The sequence below is a fragment of the Brevundimonas sp. LPMIX5 genome, from assembly GCF_003576505.1.
GTDB classification, from domain to species: Bacteria; Pseudomonadota; Alphaproteobacteria; order Caulobacterales; family Caulobacteraceae; genus Brevundimonas; species Brevundimonas naejangsanensis.
The window spans coordinates 763425-786397 of sequence record NZ_QWTZ01000002.1 but is presented as its reverse complement, the minus strand read 5'-3'; the positions used below and the strand labels follow the sequence as shown (position 1 = coordinate 786397).

At 67.1% G+C, this 22973-nt stretch carries 23 protein-coding genes and 1 riboswitch; of the genes, 6 read left to right on the top strand and 17 right to left on the bottom strand.

The features are described from left to right. The 4 genes from D1604_RS04880 to D1604_RS04865 all read left to right on the top strand — a co-directional run. Nucleotides 1-259, top strand: a 259-nt coding sequence (locus D1604_RS04880; RefSeq protein WP_233551868.1) for a 2-methylaconitate cis-trans isomerase PrpF family protein, incomplete at its 5' end; no start/stop codon positions are given. A gap of 116 nt (nucleotides 260-375) precedes the next feature. Continuing rightward, nucleotides 376-1788, top strand: a complete 1413-nt coding sequence (locus tag D1604_RS04875; RefSeq protein WP_024353871.1) for a short-chain fatty acyl-CoA regulator family protein — start codon at nucleotides 376-378, stop codon at nucleotides 1786-1788. 63 nt (nucleotides 1789-1851) lie between these two features. Beyond that, a riboswitch (cobalamin riboswitch) is annotated at nucleotides 1852-2067 on the top strand. A 106-nt stretch (nucleotides 2068-2173) separates the two neighbouring features. Continuing rightward, nucleotides 2174-3160, top strand: a complete 987-nt coding sequence (locus tag D1604_RS04870; RefSeq protein ID WP_119412397.1) for a DUF1852 domain-containing protein — start codon at nucleotides 2174-2176, stop codon at nucleotides 3158-3160. A 29-nt stretch (nucleotides 3161-3189) separates the two neighbouring features. After that, nucleotides 3190-4218: a methionine synthase gene (locus D1604_RS04865; RefSeq protein WP_119412396.1), complete on the top strand. Its 1029-nt coding sequence runs from the start codon at nucleotides 3190-3192 to the stop codon at nucleotides 4216-4218. A 50-nt stretch (nucleotides 4219-4268) separates the two neighbouring features. Here the strand turns inward: D1604_RS04865 and D1604_RS04860 are convergent, their stop codons facing one another. After that, nucleotides 4269-4646, bottom strand: coding sequence for a MerC domain-containing protein (locus tag D1604_RS04860; protein ID WP_119412395.1), 378 nt, complete (start codon nucleotides 4644-4646; stop codon nucleotides 4269-4271). A 66-nt stretch (nucleotides 4647-4712) separates the two neighbouring features. Beyond that, nucleotides 4713-6761 carry a TonB-dependent receptor domain-containing protein gene (locus tag D1604_RS04855; RefSeq protein ID WP_119412394.1) on the bottom strand — a complete coding sequence of 683 codons (2049 nt, stop codon included), beginning with the start codon at nucleotides 6759-6761 and terminating at the stop codon, nucleotides 4713-4715. Nucleotides 6762-6839: 78 nt separating this feature from the next. Between D1604_RS04855 and D1604_RS04850 the strand changes: the two genes are divergently transcribed. Then, nucleotides 6840-7121 carry a helix-turn-helix transcriptional regulator gene (locus D1604_RS04850; protein WP_158584911.1) on the top strand — a complete coding sequence of 94 codons (282 nt, stop codon included), beginning with the start codon at nucleotides 6840-6842 and terminating at the stop codon, nucleotides 7119-7121. Nucleotides 7122-7470: 349 nt separating this feature from the next. Here the strand turns inward: D1604_RS04850 and D1604_RS04845 are convergent, their stop codons facing one another. Both D1604_RS04845 and D1604_RS04840 read right to left on the bottom strand, forming a co-directional pair. Further along, entirely contained in the window at nucleotides 7471-7752 is a 282-nt protein-coding gene (locus tag D1604_RS04845) for a hypothetical protein (protein WP_199683669.1), read from the bottom strand. After that, on the bottom strand, nucleotides 7749-8036 hold the full coding sequence (locus D1604_RS04840) for a phenol hydroxylase subunit (RefSeq protein ID WP_119412392.1): 288 nt from the start codon (nucleotides 8034-8036) through the stop codon (nucleotides 7749-7751). The genes D1604_RS04845 and D1604_RS04840 overlap by 4 nt, the downstream gene beginning before the upstream one ends. Before the next feature lie 157 nt (nucleotides 8037-8193). Between D1604_RS04840 and D1604_RS04835 the strand changes: the two genes are divergently transcribed. Next, complete coding sequence (locus tag D1604_RS04835; protein ID WP_119412391.1) at nucleotides 8194-9150, top strand: LysR family transcriptional regulator; 957 nt, start codon at nucleotides 8194-8196, stop codon at nucleotides 9148-9150. Here D1604_RS04835 and pcaD read toward each other — a convergent pair. The 13 genes from pcaD to D1604_RS04770 form a co-directional block, all read right to left on the bottom strand. Then, on the bottom strand, nucleotides 9131-9919 hold the full coding sequence (gene pcaD, locus D1604_RS04830; RefSeq protein WP_119412390.1) for a 3-oxoadipate enol-lactonase: 789 nt from the start codon (nucleotides 9917-9919) through the stop codon (nucleotides 9131-9133). The genes D1604_RS04835 and pcaD overlap by 20 nt on opposite strands. Then, nucleotides 9916-11118, bottom strand: coding sequence for a 3-oxoadipyl-CoA thiolase (gene pcaF, locus D1604_RS04825; protein ID WP_119412389.1), 1203 nt, complete (start codon nucleotides 11116-11118; stop codon nucleotides 9916-9918). The genes pcaD and pcaF overlap by 4 nt, the downstream gene beginning before the upstream one ends. A gap of 49 nt (nucleotides 11119-11167) precedes the next feature. Then, on the bottom strand, nucleotides 11168-11815 hold the full coding sequence (locus D1604_RS04820; RefSeq protein WP_119412388.1) for a 3-oxoacid CoA-transferase subunit B: 648 nt from the start codon (nucleotides 11813-11815) through the stop codon (nucleotides 11168-11170). After that, nucleotides 11812-12525, bottom strand: coding sequence for a CoA transferase subunit A (locus tag D1604_RS04815; protein WP_119412387.1), 714 nt, complete (start codon nucleotides 12523-12525; stop codon nucleotides 11812-11814). The genes D1604_RS04820 and D1604_RS04815 overlap by 4 nt, the downstream gene beginning before the upstream one ends. Nucleotides 12526-12543: 18 nt before the next feature. Next, entirely contained in the window at nucleotides 12544-13437 is an 894-nt protein-coding gene (locus tag D1604_RS04810; RefSeq protein ID WP_119412386.1) for a dioxygenase family protein, read from the bottom strand. A gap of 38 nt (nucleotides 13438-13475) precedes the next feature. Continuing rightward, complete coding sequence (gene catC / locus D1604_RS04805; RefSeq protein WP_046654385.1) at nucleotides 13476-13766, bottom strand: muconolactone Delta-isomerase; 291 nt, start codon at nucleotides 13764-13766, stop codon at nucleotides 13476-13478. 4 nt (nucleotides 13767-13770) lie between these two features. After that, nucleotides 13771-14937, bottom strand: a complete 1167-nt coding sequence (locus D1604_RS04800) for a muconate/chloromuconate family cycloisomerase (RefSeq protein ID WP_233551867.1) — start codon at nucleotides 14935-14937, stop codon at nucleotides 13771-13773. Nucleotides 14938-15126: 189 nt separating this feature from the next. Beyond that, nucleotides 15127-18348, bottom strand: coding sequence for an efflux RND transporter permease subunit (locus D1604_RS04795; protein WP_119412384.1), 3222 nt, complete (start codon nucleotides 18346-18348; stop codon nucleotides 15127-15129). Between the two features lie 12 nt (nucleotides 18349-18360). Beyond that, entirely contained in the window at nucleotides 18361-19551 is a 1191-nt protein-coding gene (locus D1604_RS04790) for an efflux RND transporter periplasmic adaptor subunit (RefSeq protein WP_119412383.1), read from the bottom strand. Next, nucleotides 19551-20804, bottom strand: a complete 1254-nt coding sequence (locus tag D1604_RS04785) for a TolC family protein (protein WP_119412382.1) — start codon at nucleotides 20802-20804, stop codon at nucleotides 19551-19553. The genes D1604_RS04790 and D1604_RS04785 overlap by 1 nt, the downstream gene beginning before the upstream one ends. 54 nt (nucleotides 20805-20858) lie before the next feature. Next, nucleotides 20859-21170, bottom strand: coding sequence for a hypothetical protein (locus D1604_RS04780; protein ID WP_233551866.1), 312 nt, complete (start codon nucleotides 21168-21170; stop codon nucleotides 20859-20861). 105 nt (nucleotides 21171-21275) lie between these two features. Then, nucleotides 21276-21914 (bottom strand): DNA-3-methyladenine glycosylase I, encoded by a 639-nt coding sequence (locus D1604_RS04775; protein ID WP_119412380.1) that lies wholly within the window; start codon nucleotides 21912-21914, stop codon nucleotides 21276-21278. Nucleotides 21915-22000: 86 nt separating this feature from the next. Beyond that, complete coding sequence (locus D1604_RS04770; protein WP_119412379.1) at nucleotides 22001-22969, bottom strand: TraB/GumN family protein; 969 nt, start codon at nucleotides 22967-22969, stop codon at nucleotides 22001-22003. Nucleotides 22970-22973 lie beyond the last annotated feature (4 nt).

Below are 22973 nucleotides of genomic sequence, written 5' to 3'. Positions count from 1 at the left end.
CGCCATGATGGGGACGGCGGCGGTGGCCATCGGCGCGGCGGCGGCTGTGCCGGGCACTCTGGTCAATCTGGCGGCCGGGGGCGGCGAGCGTCGCTCGGTTCGCTTCGGCCATCCGTCGGGCGCACTGACGGTCGGCGCCGAGGCGCGTCAGACCGAGGGCGTCTGGACGGTGGAAAGGGCGATCATGAGCCGCAGCGCACGTCGCCTGATGGAGGGGCGCATTCTGGTCCCGGCCGGGTCGTTCGACGCGGGGAACTGAGCCGTTCTTGCACGGCCAGGATATTTGCAATATTCACATAAAGTGCTGATTATTCGCGATTTATCGCGCAAATATTGTCAATATCGCCAGCTCGATCTGTAAAAGTTGCAAAATACATGAGCAAGACCTTCATGGGGGTACGGCTGCGTCGGCTGCGCGAGGAGCGCGGCCTGACCCAGACGGCGGTCGCGCGGGCGTTGGATATCTCCAACTCCTATCTGAGCCAGATCGAGCAGAACCAGCGCCCCCTGACGGTGCCCCTGCTGCTGAAGCTGAACGCCGTCTTCGGCGTCGACGTGCAGTTCTTTTCGGAGGATGAAGAGGGGCGGCTGATCTCGGATGTGCGCGACGCGCTGGCGGACGGCGGCGATGAGCCGATCTCGACCGTCGAGCTAAGAGAACTGGCGCTCAACATGCCCGCCGTGGGGCGCGCCCTCGTCGCCCTGCACCGCAAGACGCGTCAGAGTGCTGAACGCGCCGAGGCCATGGCTTTGAGGCTGGGTGAAGACGTGGCGGGAGAGGCCCCCGCGCGGATGCCGTTCGAGCAGGTGCGCGACTTCTTCTATTCGCGCCGCAATCACGTCGCCGAACTGGATGAGGCGGCTGAGCGTCTTTATGCGGCGGCGGGGCTGTCGCCGCGCCAGGTGCGGCCCGGACTGATCGCATGGCTGGCCGAGAAGCACGGCGTCCGCGTCGTCTTCGACGAGACGGACGAGGCCCAGCGCCGCTACGACGGGCCGAGCCGGACGCTGTATGTCTCGGCCTTTATCAAGCAGGGTCAGCAGGCCTTTCAGATGGCGCTGCAACTGGCCTTCCTGGAAGCGGGCGACCTGATCGAAAGCCTGATCGACGCCGCTGTGCTGGAAGAGCGCGAAACCCGCGACCTGTTGCGCATCGGCCTGGCTCAGTACTTCGCCGGGGCGCTGCTCCTGCCCTATGGCGACTTCCTGCGGCAGGCCGAGGTCTACGGCTATGACATCGACCGGCTGGGGCGGCATTTCGGCGTCGGGTTCGAGACGGTCTGCCACCGCCTGTCGACCTTGCAGAGACCCGGCGCCCTTGGCGTGCCCTTCTTCTTCATCCGCGTCGACCGCGCCGGGAACATCTCCAAGCGCCAGTCGGCCACGGATTTTCACTTCTCGCGCGTCGGCGGCTCGTGCCCGCTATGGAACGTCTATGAGGCCTTCGTCCAGCCGGGGCGGGTGCTGACCCAGATGGCTCAGATGCCGGACGGCCGCACCTATCTGTGGATCGCCCGCACCGTAGGCAGTCCGGGGCCAGTGTACGGCGCGCCGGGCAAGACGTTCGCGATTGGACTGGGCTGCGACATCCGTCACGCAGAGCGGCTGGTCTATTCGCAGGGGTTGAACCTGTCCGATCAGGCCGCCGCCACCCCCATCGGCGCCGGGTGCAAGATCTGCGAGCGCCCGACATGCCCGCAGCGCGCCTTCCCCTTCATCGGTCGCGCTCTGCAGATCGACATGGATCGCAGCGTCTCTACGCCCTATCCGACGGCGGCGGCGACCTGAAACAGGTATCAATAACGATATAAAGATATCCTTATATCGTTATTGACTTTGGCGACGGCCGTGGCATTTTCGCGTCGTCGTGGTTCTGCGCGCAGTCTTCGGACTGTGCGGAGCTAAGAGGGAAGCCGGTGAGACTGCGGTCGATGCCGGCGCTGCCCCCGCAACTGTGAGCGGCGAGTCGAAGGTCCATTTCGCGTCACTGGAGGTTCGCCTTCGGGAAGGCCGGACCGGAGGCGATGACCCGTGAGCCAGGAGACCTGCCGCGACAGATAACGTCCTCCGACGGGGTGTCGGTCAGGCCGCATGAGCGCCGCGACGGGACGATTCCGCGCGGGCGGTCGCGCGTCCCTGTCCGCTGTCCCGTCACAGCATAACGGCAGAGACCATGCTCAGCAGCGAATTCACCTTCAGCATCAAGCGGACCCCGCTCGACGAGGACTATGTTCCTGCCGAAAACACGCGCATCACCACCAACTTCGCGAACCTGGCGCGAGGGGAAAGCCGTCAGGAGAATCTGCGCAACACGCTGAGGATGATCGACAACCGGTTCAACTCGCTGGCGCACACGGACAATCCGAAGGGCGATCGCTACGCGGTTGAACTCCAGATCATCTCCGTCGAGATGAGCGTCGCCCCGGGTGAGGGGGCGGACAGTTTCCCGCTGATCGAAATTCTTCAGACGACGATTGTCGATCAGCAGACCGGCGAGCGGATCGACGGGATCGTGGGGAACAACTTCTCCTCCTACGTCCGCGACTACGACTTCAGCGTGGTTCTGCCGGAGCATATGAAGAGCCACCCTGGCGCCGGGGCCCCGGAAGGGTTCGGCGATCTGCATGGAAAGCTGTTCAGGTACTTCCTGACGTCAAGCGCCTATAGGGAAAATTTCCGAAAGCCGCCGGTCATCTGCCTGAGCGTGTCGAGCAACAAGACCTATCATCGGAACGGGAATGAGCATCCCGTGCTCGGCTTCGAATATGAGAATGACGAGTTCTCGCCGACTGACCAGTATTTCGCGAAGATGGGGATGAAGGTCCGCTACTTCATGCCCAAGGGCAGCGTGGCGCCGTTCGCCTTCTATCACGTGGGCGACCTGACGGCGGACTACACCGACCTGGAACTGGTCAGCACGATCAGCACCATGGAGACCTTCCAGAAGATCTATCGCCCCGAGATCTACAACGCCAACTCGCCGGCGACCGAACACTACCAGCCCAGCCTGAAATATCAGGACTATTCCCTGACCCGCATCGTCTACGACCGTGACGAGCGCAGCCGGCTGGCCGTCGAACAGGGCAGGTTCGTCGAAGAACGCTTCATCAAGCCGTACCGCGACGTCCTCGACCAATGGTCCGCCAGCTTCGCCGTTTGATCCAGCCCAGCATTCCAAAGTCATCCATCATGAAAACCCTGTTGCCCACCTCGACCGCCGGCAGTCTGCCCAAACCTGTCTGGCTGGCCGAACCTGAAACCCTCTGGTCGCCCTGGAAACTGGAAGGGGAGGACCTGATCGAAGCCAAGCGGGACGCGCTGCGGCTGTCGCTGGGCGATCAGCGCCGGGCCGGCATCGACATCGTCAGCGACGGCGAACAGACCCGCCAGCATTTCGTCACGACCTTCATTGAACACCTGGACGGCGTAGACTTCGCGAACCGCAAGACCATGCGTATCCGCAATCGCTATGACGCCAGCGTGCCGGTGGTCGCGGGCGCCGTCAGCCGACCGAAGTCGGTCTTCGTCGAGGACGCCAGATACCTTCGCGGGTTAACCGACCAGCCGATCAAATGGGCCCTGCCGGGGCCGATGACGATGATCGACACCCTCTATGACGACCACTATGGCAGCCGCGAAAAACTGGCCTGGGAATTCGCAAAAATCCTCAATGACGAGGCCAGAGAGCTGGAGGCGGCGGGCGTCGACATCGTGCAGTTCGACGAGCCGGCCTTCAACGTCTTCTTCGACGAGGTCAACGACTGGGGCGTGGCGACGCTGGAGAAGGCGGCCGAGGGGCTTCGTTGCGAGACCGCCGTCCACATCTGCTACGGCTATGGCATCAAGGCAAATACCGAGTGGAAGAAGACGCTTGGTTCCGAATGGCGGCAGTATGAGGAGGCCTTCCCCAAGCTGCGGACGTCCAGCATCGACATCATTTCGCTTGAGGCCCAGAACGCGCGCGTGCCGATGGATCTGATCGAACTGATCCGGGGCAAGAAGGTGATGGTCGGGGCCATCGACGTGGCGACCGACACGATCGAGACGCCGGAGGAGGTCGCTGACACCTTGCGTAAGGCGCTTCAGTTCGTGGACGCCGATAAACTCTATCCCGCCACCAATTGCGGCATGGCGCCCCTGTCTCGCCGTGTGGCCCAAGGCAAACTGGAAGCCCTGAGCGCCGGGGCCGAGATCATCCGGAAAGAACTGTCGGCCTAGCGCCGTGAATGCTCGACGCGCCCGTCGCCTGAAGGCGGGCGCCGGCAGGCTTAGCGGACATGCGGTCTGCGTCGCCAGTTCATCACATGAGCTGCGCTGAGCATCAGGCCGCCGACGACAGTGATCGGCGTCTCCATTTCGTGGGATGGCCACTCGGCGGCCGCTAGGAACAGCATGGCGACGCCGAGGGCTCCCAGACTGATCAGCGGCCAGGCGCGGCGTCCGCTGGCGTCCGGTCGCGTCAGGCTCCAGGCTGCGATGGGAGCCGCCGTCGCGGCGAAGGCCCAATGCACCCAGGGCGCCTCGACGAACAAACCCAGCATCGGCAGCATTCCTGCAGCGAGCGGCAGGGCCAGGCAGTGGATCATGCACAGGCAGGACAGGCCGATGGCGGCGGCGTCTCCCCAGGTTTGTACGCGAGCGGTCATGGCGATTCTTTCAGGGCGTGGCGGCCGCGACGCCTTAGACGTCGCGGCCAGGACAATAGGGAGGCGTCAGAAGCGGGCGCGGAAGCCGAGCACGAAATTGCGGCCGCGCAGCGGAGCCAGATGGCTGATGAAGGAGGCGTGATTCAGCGCCTTCTCGTCCAAAAGATTGGTCCCGCGCACGAAAATCTGGCCGCTGATGTCGGCGATCGTCGGGACGTCATAGGCGACGGTGGCGTTGATCATGTCGTAGCCGGGCGTCTTGCGCTCGAAGGCTGCGATACGATCCTGCTCGAAGACGTGGACATACTCCATGTTGCCGGACCAGGCGCCCTGATAGAAGTCGCCGCGCGCGCCCAGACGACCGGCAGGAATGCGCGGCAGGTCGCCGCCTCCGCCTTTCAATTCTGCGCGGACATAGTCGCCGAACACCGTGGCCGATAGACCGGGCCTGAAGTCGTGGGTGATCTGGCCCTCGATCCCGGTGAAGCGGGCGTCGTCCTGACTGTAGCGGATCAGGCGGAAGTCCTCGAACTGATCCAGCGTGCGGGCATAGACGTAGCCGTCGTAGTCGTAGTGATACAGGCTGGCGGCGAAGGTGGTGGCGCCCTCCGTCTTCTTCAGGCCCAACTCGACCGACACGGCCGTCTCGACGTCCAGGTCTGCGTCGCCGATCTCATAGGTGTTGGTGGCCAGGTGGACGCCGCGTGCATAGAGTTCCTGGGCTGTCGGCGCGCGCTGCGAGCGGGCCAGGGTCAGGCTGACCATATAGCCGGGCGTGAAGGTCCAACTGGCGGCGCCGGAGATAGAGAAGGGCTTGTGGTCGACGTCGGGGCGTCCCTGTGCGCGGGCGTCTTGCCATTCTTGCCGCAGGGCGCCTTCGAAGCGCCAGTCGCCGGCGACGTATTCCTCGACCAGGAACAGGGCGTGGTTCTCGGTCCGGCTTTCGGGAATGAAGGATTCGGCGCCCACGGCGGCGAAGTCGCTGCGCGAGGTCTGGGCGCCGATCACGCCGCGCACCCCGCCGATGGCGGCGTGCTGCACTTCGACGCGGGCGTCGTAGCCCTTGTTGGTGAAGGTGGTGGCGATCTCGCCGTCGTCGATCTCGTCATGGCGATAGTCGGTGAAGCCGCCGCGGAAGCGGATGCGCTCGATTCCGGCGAACGGGTCCTCGATCTCGCCGCGCACGTCCACCCGTTTGCTGATCAGGTCTACGACCGGGACATGGTCATGATCGTGGTCGTGATCATGATCGTCATCGTCATCGCCGTGGTCATGACCGCCGCAATGCAGACTGGAGCCGTGCGGGTGGCAGGATTCATACTCATGCGTGTGCCCCGGCAGTCCGTATTCGCTGCGTTGCTCCGTATAGGCGGCGCCCAGATAGCCGCCCGAACCGATCCAGGACAGGCCTAGGGTTGCGGTCGAACTGCGGTTGAACGATCCGTCCAGCGTGGCTTCATCGAAATTGGGGACTTCGTAGTCGTCGGTGCGGCGCCCGGCGGCCTCGACCCGGATGGCGAAGGACCCGGCGCCGGCGGTCAGGCCGACCACGCCCGCCTGTTCATTGTCCGCCGTGCCCAGCCGGAATTCGGCGACGCCTTCGCCGCCGTTCTCAGGGATGCGTGTCGGAATCTTCTTGTCGATCAGATTGACCGCTCCGCCGATGGCGCCTCCGCCGTAGAGCAGGGCGGACGGCCCGCGCAGGATTTCGACGCCTTCCAGCAGCAGAGGCTCTCCAGACACGGCGTGGTCGGGCGAGACTTCGGAAGCGTCCATCAGGGCCGAGCCGTCGGTTAGCACCTTCACGCGCGGCGCGGTCTGGCCACGGATCACCGGGCGGCTGGCCCCGCCGCCGAAGGTGTCCGAGTTGACGCCCGGCAAGCCCGTCAACGTCTCGCCCAGCGTTGATTGCCGACGCTGGATCAACTCGTCGCCGCGCAGAACCGCCACACTTGAGACGACCTCGCTGCCCGAGCGCCCCAAGGCGTCAGCCGTGACCACTACGTCATCGACGCGCGTGGTCGCTGGACCGGACTGGGGCAGGGCGTCAGCCCAGGCAGCCGTCGAAACTGCTGAAAAACTCGCGGCGGCGAGAAGGATTGATCTTGAGTGCATGGCGTTCCCCGTTCATGAAGAAAGTCGCTATTATGTTATATCATAACATTCATCAAGCGGACCTGAGCGGAGATGGAAATGAGGGGTGTGGGAGCGGCTGAAAAAGCGGAGCGGGTGCAGCGCCAACTATGGCGTTTGATCGGTCAGGTTTACGAGAAGCGCCGGAAGGACGGTCTCAACCAATCCCGGCTGGCGAGGAGGCTGGGCGTTCCCCGAGGCCAGGTCTGTCTGTGGCTGCGTGATCGGGAACGGATGACGCTGAAGGCTGCGGTGCGTCTGGCGGATGCAATGGACTATGATGTCGATGAGCGACTGGTGCGCCGTGCGACCGGGGTCGTTGAGCCGGCGATTGTGCAATGAGCCTGTTCGATCATGTGGAAATGCTGCAGCGCGACAGGCCGTGGGGACGATTCCTGGACGCCGGCACAGGCGTGAACTCAAGTCTCTGGAGCACCGGCCAGACCACCGAATCCTAGACGGGGGTGACGGCCGCTCCGGGGCATGCGGATCAGGTGCGAAAGGTTGTGGGCGCGCGTTTTCGGCCGCAGGATCGTCTGGTCCTCGGCAACTGGACGGACCCGAACCTTCTGCAGGGCGAGGTTCACGATACAGTCGTGGCCGATTATCTGATCGGCGCCGTGGAAGGCTTTGCACCCTATTTCCAGCAGTCGCTGCTACGCCGCCTGCGCCCCATGACGGGGCGCCGCCTCTATGTCATCGGCCTGGATCCGTACGTGGTAGGGCCTGCTGAGACTGATGAAGCGCGGATGGTCAGACACCAGTCATTCATCACGATGCGGGTGCGGCGCGCATCGTACAGTTCGAATTGCGGCGAATAGGTCGGCCGATAGTGGAAGTTGACCATCGGCTGCACGTCGAAAGTCGCTTCTTCGTAGCGCGAGGCGGGCTTGTCGACGCCGAAGCGCCGGGCAATGTGCGAGAAGGTGTGACGCCGCGGCGTGATCGCCTCGGCTTTCAGGTCGATGTTCATTGTGACGCTCCAACAGGTTCGAGGGCGGCGCCGTTTTTGACGAGGCGCAGCACGGCGTGGCTGGCGGCGGGATCGGCGGCGGTCACCTGACAGCCGTTCTCCAGGCAGAATTCCCGGAAGGCGGCGATCGGCAGGACCAGTTCGACGCTGAGGTCGGGGTCGCCGTAGATGAAGTCGAACTCCACGATGCCATTGTCCGTGACGTTGCGGACGACGGTCTGGAGCTTGGGGCGACCGGCCGGAACCGGGCAGGGTCGCGTGATCGGGCTGGGCGCCGCTGTCATGGTCGTTTCCTGGGTTGGGCCGCTTTTGCGCGGCTCGTGGCTTGTTCCCTGAAACGAAGACTGTCCGAGGGTCTGATAATGGGCCAATACAAAAAGGGCAGGGTCTGATGCCTTTCAGGTATTGCACTGCAGGCAGGCGTCAGGCTCTGATGTTGGAATGAAACGCTCGCCCAAGCCGGAACCTTTGCCGCGCGCCGTCCTTTCGGGCGTCGATGTGCGGCGTTTGCGCTATTTTCTTGCCGTGGCCGAGGAACTCCATTTCGGCCGGGCGGCGGAACGGCTCTACATCGCCCAGCCCGCCCTCAGCCGTCAGATCGCCAGCCTGGAGAACGCCATCGGCGCCCAGCTGTTCGACCGCAGCCGCAGCGCCATTCAATTGACCCCGGCGGGCGAGGCCCTGCTGCCGCGCGCCCGCGACATTCAGGCGCGCGTGGCCGACGCGGTGCGCGTGGCGCGCCGCGCGGCCGAGGGGCTGGTCGGGGTGATTCAGGTGGGCTTCGTCGGCTCGGCGACCTTTTCGATCCTGCCAGGCGTCTTCAACGCCTATCGCGAACAGTACCCCGAGGTTGAACTGGTGCTGCACGCCATGAACACGGCCGAGCTGCGGGTGGCGCTGCGCGACCGCTCCATCGACGTGGCCTTCGCCCGCCCCGGCATTCAGGACCCTGACATCGTCAGCGAGGTGGTCCAGCGCGAACCGCTGATCGTGGCCCTGCCGGACACCGACATCCTGGCCGAACAGAGCCATATCGCCCTGGCCGATCTGGCGGTGCGGCCCTTCATCCTCTACCCGCGCCAGCCTCGGCCCAGCTTCGCCGACCATGTGCTGGACCTGTGCCGCGCCGAGGGTTTCACCCCTGAGATCGCCCAGGAGACGCTCGAGATTCAGACCGCCCTGTCGCTGGTGTCGGTGGGGGCGGGGGTGTCGCTCGTTCCGGAATCGACCTCGGAAGCCCAACTGCACGGCGTCGCCTATCGCCCCCTGCTGGGCGAGGAGCGGGAGACGCAACTGAGCCTGGCCTATCTGCGCGACAATCGGTCCTCGGTGCTGGGCGGCTTCTGCGCCCTGGTGCGCGAACGCACCCGCAGCCAGATCAGGCCGCGAGGAAGCTGAGCACGGCCCCTGCGAAAGCGTCGGGCTGTTCGACGTTCGACAGGTGGGCGCCGTCCAGCACCTTCAGCTGGGCCTCGGGGATGGCCTTCACCAGGGCGGCGGCGTGGTCGGGCGGGGTGGCCGGATCGGCGTCGCCCGAGATGACCAGCGTCGGCGTCGTTATCAGTCCGCCCAGCCGTCTCAGGTCCATGTCGCGAATGGCGGCGCAGCACCCGGCATAGCCCTGCGGCGAGGTCGTCAGCAGCCCGGCCTCGATGACAGCGACCGGATCGGGCGCGCGGGCGGCGAAGACCGGCGTGAACCAGCGGGCGACCGAGGCTGCCGCCAGCGGCGCCATCCCCTGCGACAGGGCGCTGGCGATGCGCGCGTCCCATGCCGAGGGCGGTCCCATGAAGGCCGAGGTGTTGGCCAGCACCAGCCGCTCCAGCCGTTCGGGCGCACGCACCCCCATCCACTGGCCGACCATGCCGCCCAGCGACAGGCCGCAGAAGGCGACGCGCTCAAGTCCCAGCGCGTCCAGCAATTCCACCACGTCGCGGCCCAGCCGGTCGAGGCCGTAGGCGCCCGCAGGCGCGTCCGAGGCGCCATGCCCCCGGCTGTCATAGCGCAGCACCCGGTATTGCGCGGAGAAGGCGGCCATCTGAGCGTCCCACATCTCCATGCGGGTGCCCAGCGAGTTGGACAGTAGCAGCACCGGCGCGTCTTTCGGCCCGTCGAAGCGCCAGGCCAGACGGCAGCCGTCGCCGGTGGTGATGTGTTGCACGCTCATACCCGCTCCACGATCATGCCGATGCCCTGACCGACGCCGATGCACATGGTGCAAAGGGCGTAGCGGCCGCCGGTGCGGTGAAGCTGCTCCACCGCCGTCATGACGATGCGAGCGCCGGACATCCCCAAGGGATGGCCCAGGGCGATGGCGCCGCCGTTGGGGTTCAGACGCGGATCGCGCGGATCGACCTGAAGGTCCTGCAGCACGGCCAGCGCCTGAGCGGCGAAGGCCTCGTTCAGTTCGATGACGTCCATGTCGGCCATGCCGAGGCCAGTGCGGGCGAACAGCTTGCGCGTCGTCTCGACCGGGCCGACGCCCATGATGCGCGGCGCCACGCCGGACGCGGCCATGGCGACCACGCGGCCGCGGGGCGTCAGGCCATGGGCGCGGGCGGCGGCCTCGGAGGCGACGATCATCGCCGCCGCGCCGTCATTGAGGCCCGAGGCGTTGCCCGCCGTCACCGTGCCGTCCGGCCGCACGACCGGCTTCAGCCTGGCGAGGGCGTCGAGGGAGGTGGCGCGCGGATGTTCGTCCACGGCGAAGACGACGGGGTCGCCGCGCCGTTGCGGCACGGAGACGGGAACGATCTCGGCGTCGAACCGGCCCGAGGCGAGAGCGGCGGCGGCCTTGGTCTGGCTGTCCAGGGCGAAGGCGTCCTGCGCCTCGCGGGTGATGGCCCACTGTTCGGCGACGTTCTCGGCTGTCTGGGGCATGGTGTCCACGCCATAGGCGGCGCGCAGGGCCGGGTTGATGAAGCGCCAGCCCATCGTCGTGTCTTCGATCGTCTGGGCGCGGTCGAAGGCGGTCGCGGCCTTGCCCATCACATAGGGGGCGCGGGTCATGCTCTCGACGCCGCCGGCGATCATCAGTTCGGCCTCGCCCGCGCGGATGGCCTGCGCGGCCAGCCCCACGGCGTTGAGGCCCGAGCCGCACAGGCGGTTGATGGTTGATCCCGGCACGGTCTCGGGCAGGCCCGCCAGCAGCACGGCCATGCGCGCCACGTTGCGGTTGTCCTCGCCCGACTGGTTGGCGCAGCCCAGGATGACGTCCTCCACGGCGCCCCAGTCCAGCGCAGGGTTGCGTTCGGCCAGCGCCCGCAACGGGATCGCCGCCAGATCGTCGGCGCGCACCGCCGACAGCCCGCTGTTCAGCCGCCCGACCGGCGTGCGGATGGCGTCGCAGATGAAGGCTTGGGTCATTGGGCTTGCCCTATCGCTCGCCGCGCGGCGGCTCTCTTCTTGAGGGCGCTCATGCCGCCGCCGCGATGGCCAGCGGCGCGCCGGTCTTGGCCGTGATCTCCTCGACCGTGACGCCGGGGGCGGTTTCGATCAGCGTCAACCCGCCCTGTTTGCGATCCACAGCGATGACGCCCAGGTCCGTGATGATCAGGTCCACGACCTTCTGGCCGGTCAGGGGCAGGGCGCATTTTTCCAGAATCTTGGGCGAGCCGTCCTTGGCGACGTGATCCATCACCACGACGATGCGCTTGACCCCGGCGACCAGATCCATGGCGCCGCCCATGCCCTTCACCATCTTGCCGGGGATGGTCCAGTTGGCCAGATCGCCGTTGGCGGCGACCTCCATCGCCCCCAGCACGGCCATGTCGATATGGCCGCCGCGGATCATGGCGAAGCTGTCGGCGGAGGAGAAGAAGCTGGAGGTCGGCAGCACGGTCACGGTCTGCTTTCCGGCGTTGATCAGATCGGGGTCCGCCTCGCCCTCGAAGGGGAAGGGGCCGATGCCGAGCAGGCCGTTTTCGCTTTGCAGCGTGACGCGGACGCCTTCCGGCACATGGTTGGCGACCAGCGTCGGTATGCCTATGCCCAGATTCACATAGTAGCCGTCGCGAAGTTCCTGCCCGGCGCGGGCGGCCATCTCGTCACGGGTCCAGCTCATGCCGACGCCTCCTCGCGCGGACGCGTCGTCAGCTTCTCGATGCGCTTTTCATTGATGGTCGAGAGGACGATGCGGTCGACATAGATGCCCGGCGTGTGGATGGCGTCGGGATCGAGGGCGCCTTCGGGGACGATCTCCTCGACCTCGACCACGGTGGTCTTTCCGGCCGTCGCCATGTTCGGATTGAAGTTGCGCGCCGTCTTGCGGAACATCAGGTTCCCGGCTGGATCGGCCCTCCAGGCCTTGATGATCGACAGGTCGGCGCGCAGCCAGGTCTCGCGCACATAATCATCGCCCTCGAAGGTCTCGACGGGCTTGCCCTCGGCGACGACGGTGCCGACGCCGGTGCGGGTATAGAAGGCGGGGATGCCTGCGCCCCCCGCCCGGATGCGTTCGGCCAGGGTGCCCTGCGGGTTCAGTTCCAGTTCCAGTTCGCCGGACAGATACTGCTGCTCGAACAGCTTGTTCTCGCCGACGTAGCTGGAGATCATCTTCTTCACCTGACGGCTCTCCAGCAGCATCCACAGGCCGAAGCCGTCGGCGCCTGCATTGTTGGAGATGACGGTCAGCCCGCCGACCCCGGAAGCCCGGATCTCGGGGATCAGGCTCTCGGGGTTGCCCGAGAGCCCGAAGCCGCCGGACATGATGGTCATGCCGTCGAACAACAGGCCCTCAAGCGCGGCTCGGGGAGAGGCGAAAATCTTGGACACGAACCTCAGGTCTTTCGATCAGGCCGCCGCGCGGGCGCGGCCGGACAGGTGCTGGTCGCCCTCGGCAGCGGCACGCTGCAGGGTGAAGTCGAAGGCGACATAGGCGCTGTCGCCTTGACGTTGCGGCACCGGTAGCAGGCCGTCGCGGGTGGCGAAGGCGAAGTCGTCGGCCGCGAACGGATCATCGCCGAAGTTGATCTGGGTCGTCAGCGAACGATAGCCGGGCGCCTCGACGAAGAAGTGGACGTGGGCCGGGCGGTTGCCGTGGCGGCCGATGGCCTTCAGCATCCGGTCGGTCGCGCCGTTCGGCGGCACCGAATAGCCGCTGGGGATCTTGGAGCTGAAATAGTAGCGGCCGTCCGCGCCGACCTTGATGCGGCGACGGTTGTTGAACGGCGTCTGTTCGCCGGTCGGGTCGAAGTGGGAATAGAAGCCCTTCGAATTGGCGTGCCAGACGTGAAGGATGGCGTCGGCGGGCGCCTCGCCGTCCGGGCCGACGATGTTGCCGGTCATATAGAGGGTGTCGGTGTCGTCGGCGTCGTCGGTCAGGTTGATGTTTTCGCCTTCGACCAGCGGCGCGCCCTCGACATAGAGGGGGCCTTCGATGGTGCGCGGCGTGCCGCCGGTGCGGCCCGCCTCGGCGTCCTTGGCGTCCAGGAACAGGTCCATGAAGTGCTCAAGACCCGAACCCGGCACGATCAGGCCGAACTCCTGGGCGCCGTCCTGGAAGAATTTGATCGCGCCCCAGAATTCGTTCTCGCTGATGTCGTGCTTGACGATGGTGCGCATCAGGGCCTCGACGACGTCGCGCATGATGGCCTTCAGACGGGGATCGCCGCCCTCGACGGTCATGCCGCTGGCGCGGTCCAGAAGCTTTTGAATCTCGGGCGTGGCGACGAAATCTTCGGTCATGGTCTTCCTCTCCAGTATGTTCGGCCTTGATGGGCTCTTTAACGATCGTCCTCGTGGATCGACGACGGATGGCGGCACAGGGCGGTGACCTGGACGTCCATGTAGGGAAACAGCGGCAGGGTGCTGAGAAGGTCGTGCAGCGTCTGGGCGTCGGCGACGTCGAAGACGCTGACGTTGCTGTAACGGCCGGCGACACGCCACAGATGACGCCAGATTCCCTGACGCTGCAGATCCTGGGCGCGGGCCTTTTCCTCGGCCTTCAGCCGGTCGATTTTGGCCGGATCGGCGTCGTGCGGAATGCGCACATCCATCGTGACATGAAACAGCATCGGCTTACCCCGCTACCAGTTTGGGCGTGACGACCGAGGTTCGGGCGCCTCGGTCTCGACGAAGCGCCGCGACGGCGTCCTCGTTCAGTTGAAGGCCGAGGCCCGGTCCGTCCGGCACCGTCAGGCAGCCGTCGGCGTAGTGCAGCGGCTCAGCCAGCAGTTCTTCGGTCAGCAGCAGGGGGGCGAACAGTTCGGTGCCGAACTCGATCTCGGGCAGGGTGGCGAAAAGCTGGGCTGAGGCGATGGTGCCGACCGGGCCTTCGAGCATGGTGCCGCCGTAAAGGGCCACTCCCGCCGACTGGGCGACGCCCGCCAGCCGTTTGCACTCGGTCAGGCCGCCCGCCTGGGCGATCTTGAGCGCAAAGACATCGGCCGACTGGCCGCATGCAAGGGCGTAGCCGCTCTCGGGTCCGTGCAAGGCTTCGTCGGCCATGATGGGGACCAGGCCCATCGCCGTCAGCCGGGCCATGCCCGCTGTCGCATGGGCGCGGATGGGCTGTTCGATCAGGTCGACGCCCGCCTCGGCCAGCAGGGGCAGGGCGCGTTTGGCGGCGGCCTCGCTCCAGGCCTGATTGACGTCGACGCGGATGCTGGCGCGGTCGCCCAGGGCGCGTTTGATGGCTGCGACGTGGGCCACGTCTTCCTGCACCGGCCGCTTGCCGATCTTCAGCTTGAAGGCGGTGTGGCGACCCGAGGCCACCATGCTTTCAGCCTCGGCGATGTCCTGAGCGGTGTCGCCGCTGGCCAGGGTCCACAGCACCGGCAGGCGGTCGCGGACGCGTCCGCCCAGAAGCTCGCTGACCGGCACGCCCAGACGCTTGCCCTGAATGTCCAGCAGGGCGGTCTCGACGGCGTTTTTGGCGAAGCGGTTGTCGATGATCGAGCGGCGCAGGCGCTCCATGATCACCGCCGGGCGGGTGGAATCGGCGCCGACCAGCAGGGGGGCGAAATAGGCGTCGATCGCCAGCTTGATGCCTTCAGGACTCTCGCCGCCGTAGTTCAGGCCGCCGATGGTGGTGCCTTCGCCGACGCCCTCGATCCCATCGGCGCAGCGCAGGCGAACCAGAACGATCGTCTGCGACTGCATGGTCGCTACGGAGAGGACATGCGGTCGGATCGTGGGCACGTCGAGGATGATTGTCTCCACGACCTGAATGGCTGATCCCTGCACCTGTCGTCTCCGCATCCTTCAGTGGAGGTCAGCCTAGGGCGCGTCTGTGATGATCTAAAATGCCGTTTTGTTCGTATTTGATATCAAATCGGCATCAAGTCGAATGCGAGGCGCCACGCGGCGCCGACCCATGCGCGAGGTTGATATCGCGATGGGCCGACGTGCGGGCCGCGTGGCGAACCTCCTTGATCAGTGGTCGCCATCCTCCGGCTGACGACGTTTCACGGCCCTGGCGGCGAAAGTCGGCAGCACCAGCAATGTCAGGGCGGTGGCGCTCAGCAGGCCGCCGATGACCACGGTGGCCAGCGGCTTCTGAACCTCAGCCCCGGCCCCGGTGGCGATGGCCATGGGGATGAAGCCGACGATGGCGACCAGGGCCGTGGTCAGCACCGCGCGCAGACGACTGAAGGCGCCAAGCAGGGCCGCGTCACGCGGCGTCTGGCCCGCCTGCAGCCGCTCGCGGATGGCCTGCATCAGCACAAGGCCGTTCAGCGTCGCCACGCCCGACACGGCGATGAAGCCGACCGCCGCCGAGACCGAGAAGGGCATTCCCCTCAGCAACAGCGACAGCGCCCCGCCGACCAGCGCCAGCGGCACGCAGGCGAACACCAGCCCCGCCTCCGCGAACGACCCCAGCGCCATGAAAAGCAGGATGCCGATCAGGACGAAGACCACGGGAATGACCAGACTCAGACGCTGCTCAGCCCGCTTCAGGTTCTCGAACTGGCCGCCCCATTTCAGCGAATAGCCTGCGGGCAGGCTGACCTGCTGGTCGACCTGCTTCTGGGCGTCGGCGACGAAGCCGCCCAGATCGCGGCCGCGCACATTGGCCTGAACCACCATGCGGCGGCTGCCGTCGTTGCGGCTGATCTGGTTCTGGCCCTCCTTCACCTGAATGCGGGCGACCGAGGACAGGGGGATGGCTGCGCCGCTGGCGGTGGTGACAGGCAGGGCGTTCAGGGCGGCGGGGTCGTTGCGCTCGGCGTCGGACAGACGGACCACCACGTCGAAGCGGCGGTCGCTTTCGAAGATCTGGCCGGCCTCGGCGCCGCCGATGGCCGCCGAAACGGCTTCGGACACGTCGGCCGCCGACAGGCCGTAGTTGGCGGCGGCGAAGCGGTCGACGCTGACCGTCAGGGTCGGCAGGCCCGACGCCTGCTCCACCCGCACGTCGGCCGAACCGGGCGTGTCGCGCAGGGCGTTGGCCACCTGGTCCGCCGTCTTCTGAAGCTGGGCGAAGTCGTCGCCATAGACCATGACCGCCAGATCGGTGCGGACGCCCGAGATCAGCTCGTTGAAGCGCAGTTCGATCGGCTGGCTGAACTCGAAGGCGTTGCCCAGCTGGGTCGAAGCGGCCTTCTCGATGCGGGCGATCAGTTCTTCCTTCGGCAGGCGGGGATCGGGCCATTCCTTGCGTTTCTTCAGCACGATGACGGCGTCGGAGATGTTGGGCGGCATGGGGTCCACCGCCGCCTCGGCCGTGCCGGTGCGCGAGAAGACGGTCTTCACCTCGGGCTGGGCGGTGATGGCCCGCTCCAGCGCCATCTGCATGGCGAGGGACTGCTCCAGCGAGGCCGAGGGCACGCGCAGCGCCTGCATGGCGATGTCGCCTTCGTCCAGCGTCGGGATGAACTCGCGCCCCAGCATGGTGAAGGCCAGGGCGCCGATCAGCAGGGCGCCGAAGGCCGAAGCCAGCACCGTCTTCGGATGCGAGACGGCGGCACGGATGGCCGGTTCGATCCAGCGGCGCGCGTGGCGCAGCAGGAAGGTCTCATGCTCTTCCGCCTCGCCGTTCTCATCGACGTGGACCGTCTTGGGCTCCTTGACCAGCAGGGCGGCCATGGCCGGGACGAAGGTGAAGGAGAAGATGAAGGCGCCGACCAGGGCCAGCATGACCGTGGCGCCCATGGGGATGAAGGTCTTGCCCTCGACCCCTTCCAGCATCAGCAGGGGGGTGAAGACCAGAAGGATTATAAGCTGGCCGAAGGCGGCGGGCTTGACCATCTGGCGGGCGGCGCTGGCGGCGACGCCAAGGCGTTCGTTGCGGGTCAGGGCGCGGCCCATGTCGGCGCGTTTCTGGCCCAGACGCAGCAGGGTGTTCTCGACCACCACCACGGCGCCGTCGACCAGCAGGCCGAAGTCCAGCGCCCCCAGGCTCATCAGGTTTCCGCTGATGCCGAAGCGGTTCATGCCGATGACCGCGAACAGAAAGCTGATCGGGATCATCAGGGCCGTGATCGTCGCCGCGCGGATGTTCCCCAGCAACAGGAACAGCACGACGATGACCAGCAGGGCGCCTTCGGTCAGGTTCTTGGCCACCGTCTTGATGGTGGAGTTGACCAGGGCGCTGCGGTTCAGCACCGGCTCGGCCACGATGTCGGGCGGCAGGCTGGCGCTGATCTGCTCCAGTCGTTCGGCGGCGGCCTGGGCCACGGTGCGGCTGTTCTCGCCCGCCAGCATCAGGGCCGTGCCGATCACCGCCTCATGGCCGTCGCGGCTGGCCCCGCCCAGACGCGGCGCCTGGCCGATCTCGACCACGGCCACATCGGCGACCCGAACGACCAGGCCGTTGCGGTTGGCCACGGGCGCCTGGGCCAGATCCTCGACGGTCTGGGCCAGGGCGTCGGTGCGCACGGTCAGGGCCTCGCCCGCGCGCTGGATATAGCCAGCGCCTGCCTGCGTATTGGCGCGGTCCAGCGCCTGAACAAGATCGTTCAGGCTGAGGCCGTAACCCGCCAGCCGCGCCGGATCGGGCCGGACGGCGTATTCCTTCACATAGCCGCCGTTGACATCGACGCCCGCCAGACCGGGCGCCGTCCGCATCCGGGGCGCGATGATCCAGTCCTGAACGGTGCGCAGGTAGGTGGCTCGCGCCTGCGGCGTATCCAACCGCTCGCCCTCGGGCGTCAGATAGGCGCCGTCGGGTTGCCAGCCGGGACGGCCCGCGCGCGCTGTCTTTGCGTCGAAGGGCGTCAGATCGACCGTCCACATCAGGACTTCGCCCAGGCCGGTGGTGATGGGCGACAGGGCCGGTTCGACGCCCTCGGGCAGATTCTCACGCGCCTGCGCCATCCGTTCGGCCACCTGCTGACGGGCGAAGTAGATGTCGGTGGCGTCGCTGAAGATGACCGTCACCTGGCTGAAGCCGTTGCGGGTCAGGGAGCGGGTGCTCTGTATCCCCGGAATGCCCGCCATCGCTGTTTCCAGCGGGTAGGTGACCTGACGCTCCATCTGTTCGGGGGCCAGGGCCGGGGCCACGGTGTTGATCTGCACCTGTCGGTTGGTGATGTCCGGAACGGCGTCGATCGGCAGTTTGGTCAGCTGGAACAGGCCCCAGGCCGCGACCAGCGTCGTGGCCAGGATGACGAACCAGCGGAAGCGGACGGACGCCTCAATGATCGCTTTGAACATGATCGCCCTCCCTTAATGGCCGTGCTCGGCTTCGCCCTTGGCCAGTTCGGCCTTGAGCAGGAAGGCGTTGGCCGCCGCGACCTTTTCGGTCCCGGTCAGGCCGCGCAGGATTTCGGTAGAGCCCCCGGCCTGACGGCCGGCCAGCACGGGCTGGGCGCGGAAGCCTTGGCCGGTCTGAACGAAGACCACCGTGGCGCCGTCGACCGCCTGCACCGCTTCGGACGGCACGGTCAGGGCGCCGCCCGACTGGCCTTGTGTGAGCACGGCGCCGGTGACGGGCGACCCGGCGGGAGGCAGGCGGCCGCTTTCGGGCCGGGCGCGGATCACGGTCGCGCCGCTGTCCTGCAATCCGGCGTCGGCGGCGACGCCGGTGACGAGGGCGTCGAACTCGCCCTGCGGGCCGGTGACGCGCACGTGCGAGCCGAGGCGGACCTGAGCGGCCAGTTGCGGCGGGGCGTTGAAGACCAGTTCGACGCGCGCCGGATTGGTCACTTCGGCCACGACCGCGCCCTGACCGACGAAGCCGCCGGGGCCGACCTGAACATTGGCGACGACGCCCGCGATGGGGCTGACGATGCTCATCCGGCCCGAGGCGTTGGGCGAGCCCGCCGCCGTCGCCCGCGCCCGCGCGGCGCGAGCCATAGCCTCGGCGCTGGCGGCCTGAGCCTGCGAGGCCTCGACCTCCTGACGGGCGACGACGCCCTGATCGGCCAGATTGCGGTTGCGCTGATGCGCCTGACGCGCGGCGGTCGCGGCGGCCGAGGCTGCATCGATCTCGGCGCGTAATGCAGCGCCGTCGCCGCTGATCAGGCTGACCAGAGGCTGGCCCGCGCGGACCGCCTGGCCCGGCGCGACCAGCACCCGCTCGACCGTGCCGCCAACCACGGCGCCGACAGCGGCGCGCGCGTCGACCATGGCCTCGACCCGGCCGGACAGACGGGTTTCGCCGCCGCCGCCGCGCGAGACGGCGACGACGGAAATGCCCGCCGCCTGAAGCTGTTCGGCGGTCAGTTCGATCACGCCCTCGGGCGTTTCGGCGGTTTCGCCCGTGGTTTCGCCTTCGGGCTCGGCTTCCTTGACAGCCGCGACGGCGCTGGGCGGGTCATGCCGGACAAGAGACAGCGTCAGCCCGCCGATCCCCAGCATGAGAACAGCGGCGACGCCGACGAGCAGGGCTTCTTTCTTCGACAAGGTATTGCGCATCAGCGACTTCCTTCAAAGGGGAGGCGGCCTTCCAGGCGCGCCAGGTCGATCTCGGCGCGGACGCGCGCCATGCGGGCGTCGACAGCGGCGGATCGGGCGTTGATCAGAGCCGCGCGTCCGGTGCGCAGCTCCAGTTGCGAGATGCGTCCCGCTTCGGCGCCGATGCGCGACAGGCGATAGGCCTCCTCGGCCGAGGTCACGCCTGCATCGGCGGCTGACACGCGGCTGGCGGACGACGCGAGACGCGCCATCGCGGCGGCCCGGTCGGCTCCGGCGTCCTGACGCGCCTGCATGACCCGCGCTTGGGCAGCCCGGTGCTCGGCGCGGGCCGCGTCGATGCTCCCCCGGTTCCGGTCGAACAGCGGCAAGGGCAGGCTGAGGCCGAAGGTCAGGGCCGTCTGGTCCTCGGCGCCGAAGCGGGTCACGCCGACGCGGGCGGTGACATCGGGGCGGCCGTTGATACGCTCGATGTCGATGCGGCGCTCGGCCGCCGTCGCCTCGGCCTCAGCCACGCGCACCGTGGGCGCTTCGCGGTGGGAAGGGCTTGAGGGCGTCGCTGACGCATCCAGTAACCCGACCGCGATCGAGGTCGCGGGGGTCGGCAGCATGGCGACGGCGCTCAGCCGGGCGAAGGCGGCGTCACGCTCGGCTTTGGCCTCGTCCAACGCGGCGCGGGCGGCGGCGGCCTCGCTCTCGGCCTGTATGCCGCGCAGAAGAGGCTCTCGCCCTTCCTCGACCAGGGCCAGCGCCGCGCGGGCGTCGGCCACGGACAGGCTCAGCGCCTCTTCGGCCAGGGCCGCGCGAAGCTGGGCCGCTTCGGCTTCGGCATAGGTCAGGGCCAGCCGACCGGCCGTATCGATCAGGGCGAGGTCGCGTCTCAGAGACGCCGCGCCTGCATCGGCGCGGGCGGCGTTCACCCTGGCCGAACGTCGACCCCACAGTTCAAGATCCTGGCTGAAGGACAGGCTGAAATCGCCGCCTCCAAAGCCGTTATAAGGGCCGGACCCGGCGACGTTCTCGGCGCTCAGATCCAGACTGGGGTTGGGGCGGACGCGGGCCTGGCGGACACGCGCCTCGGCGGCGTCGACAAGGGCGGCGGCTTCTGCGGAAGCGGGCGTCTGGTCGAGGCGAGCGACAAGCTCGGCATAGGTCGGAGCGGGGTCGGCCCACGACGGGGCGGCCGACGCCGCGCCCAGCAAGACGAGCGCGCAGCCGATCGCGAGGCGCGATCGACGACGATGCAGCGATAACATGTTTGATTTCCAGAATTACTGAACAGGAGCGCGCACGACTGCGCGGATCTCAGCTCAGGCTCTGGGAGGGCGCTTCAGGCCTTCGGGCGCGCAGGAAGCCAGACGATCGTTCAGCGGGCGGCCATGTTCGACATGGGCCGGCAGACCGATGAGAACGAAATCGCGCGAGGGATGCCGTTCGCTGGCGGTGTGATGGCAATGGCCGTGGGCGCACAGGCCGGGTTCGCCGCCTGAGCCGTCATGATCCCCGGCCGCCGGATCGTGGTCGATCACTTGGTGAGCGGCCAGCGGTTCCGGCCCGCAGGCGGCGGCGTCGGCGATGGGCGCAATGGCGAACGCCGCGACGACCAGAGTCAGCGCGGCCAACAGTCTTGCCAATGTCGTCATCGACCAAGCCATTGCAGGTTTAGGTAGGGGTGGCCGAAATCGAAAGCAATCTGTTATAAGGTTCGGGTTGTTGCGATGCGATCGTCAGTCACCAGATCCACCGTCACGTCCCGCCGATTGATGTTTTTGTCCGTGTGCGTCGTTGATCTGTGCGTGTCGGAAGCAGGTGGTCTGGTGATCGTTCACCATACCGACCGCCTGCTGAAAGGCGTAGACGATGACCGGGCCGCAGAACTTGAAACCGCGCGCCTTCAAGGCTTTGGCCATGGCGACGCTTTCTAGCGTCTGGGTCGGGGCGTCGCGGAAATCTCTCCACTGATTCACCAGCGGCCGGCCGTCGACGAAGGACCACAGCCAGGCCGAAAAGTCCTCGCCGTTGTCGCGCATGTCCAGCCAGATGCGGGCGCCGTTGATGGCGGCGTCGACCTTGGCGCCGGAGCGGATGATGCGCGGGTCGGCCAGCAATCGCGCACGGTCGGCCTCTCCATAGCGGGCGATGACCTCGGGATCGAAGCCGTCGAAGGCGTCGCGCATCCCCTCTCGCTTTCTCAGGATGGTGATCCAGGCCAGCCCGGCCTGAAAGCCGTCCAGCACCAGCTTCTCCCACAGAGCGCGAGGGTCGTATTCGGGCACGCCCCATTCGGTGTCGTGATAGGCGATGTAGAGCGGGTCCGTCGTCCCGCACCAGCCGCAGCGGCCTTCAGCCTTTTCGGATTCGGTCATGGCGCGAGGTTGCGGGAATGTTCTGACGGCGCAAGCGAAAAGGCCCGACGTTTCCGCCGGGCCCTCATGGGATGTTGAAGGGCGTTTTACAGCCGCTCGACCGTGAAGCCCTTCGCCGTCAGCATGTCGATCACGCTGTCCTGATCCATCAGGTGGGCGGCGCCGACGGCGACGAAGGCGGTGCCTGCGCCCTGCATCATCGTCTCGATCTGGTTGGTCCAGTCGGCGTTGCGCTCGATCAGGGCGGCGCGGTGGATGTCTTCATGAATGTCGCGGGTGTTGACGCGGTTCAGGCGGCCCGCCTCGGCGGCGTCGCCCTTCAGCCAGGCGGCGACGGTATCATCCAGATTGGTGACGATGCCGTCTGCGTTGCGGACATAGTTGTTCAGATAGGCGACCTGAGCCTCTTCGCTCATGCCCGCGATCAGGCGCACCTGGATGTCGGCGGTTTCAAAGCCGTGCAGCGCCTTGCCCTGCGCCCTGGCGCGATCCATCAACGTCTTGTCGACGCCCGCCTCGGACCGATAGCCCGCGTTGGTCGGGCCCGACATGGAGATCATGAAGGCCGCCAGCCACGGACGATAGGCGTCCAGCGCCGCGCCTGACGCGCCATTGGCCTGGGCGAGCTTGTCGAAGGCGGCGAAGTCTGCGGCCGACAGGATGGACGACAGGGGGCGGGACGGATCGACGCCATGCTGCTGGATCACCGGCATGACCACGGCCTGATCGTCCTGATCGGCGATCTCGACCCAGATGTCGGACGCGCTGGCGAAGGCGGCGTCGACCTTGTCCGAGCCCCAGGCCGTGCCGGGACGCAGCACATGGACCGTGCCGAACAGATAGACGGTGGAGTCCGCGTCTCTGACCACCCACAGCGGGGGGCCGGCGCCCTCGGCGCGGGGGATGGGCGCCGCGGAAACCGAGCCGGGGGCTTCGGCGTGGGCGACGCCGGGGGTGGCGGCGAGGGCGGCGGAGGCGGCCAGGGCGGCCAGCAGTCCGGCGGCGAAGCGCGAGACACAGTTGGCCGACTGGCCCATGCGGTGTGCGAGGGTCATTGCA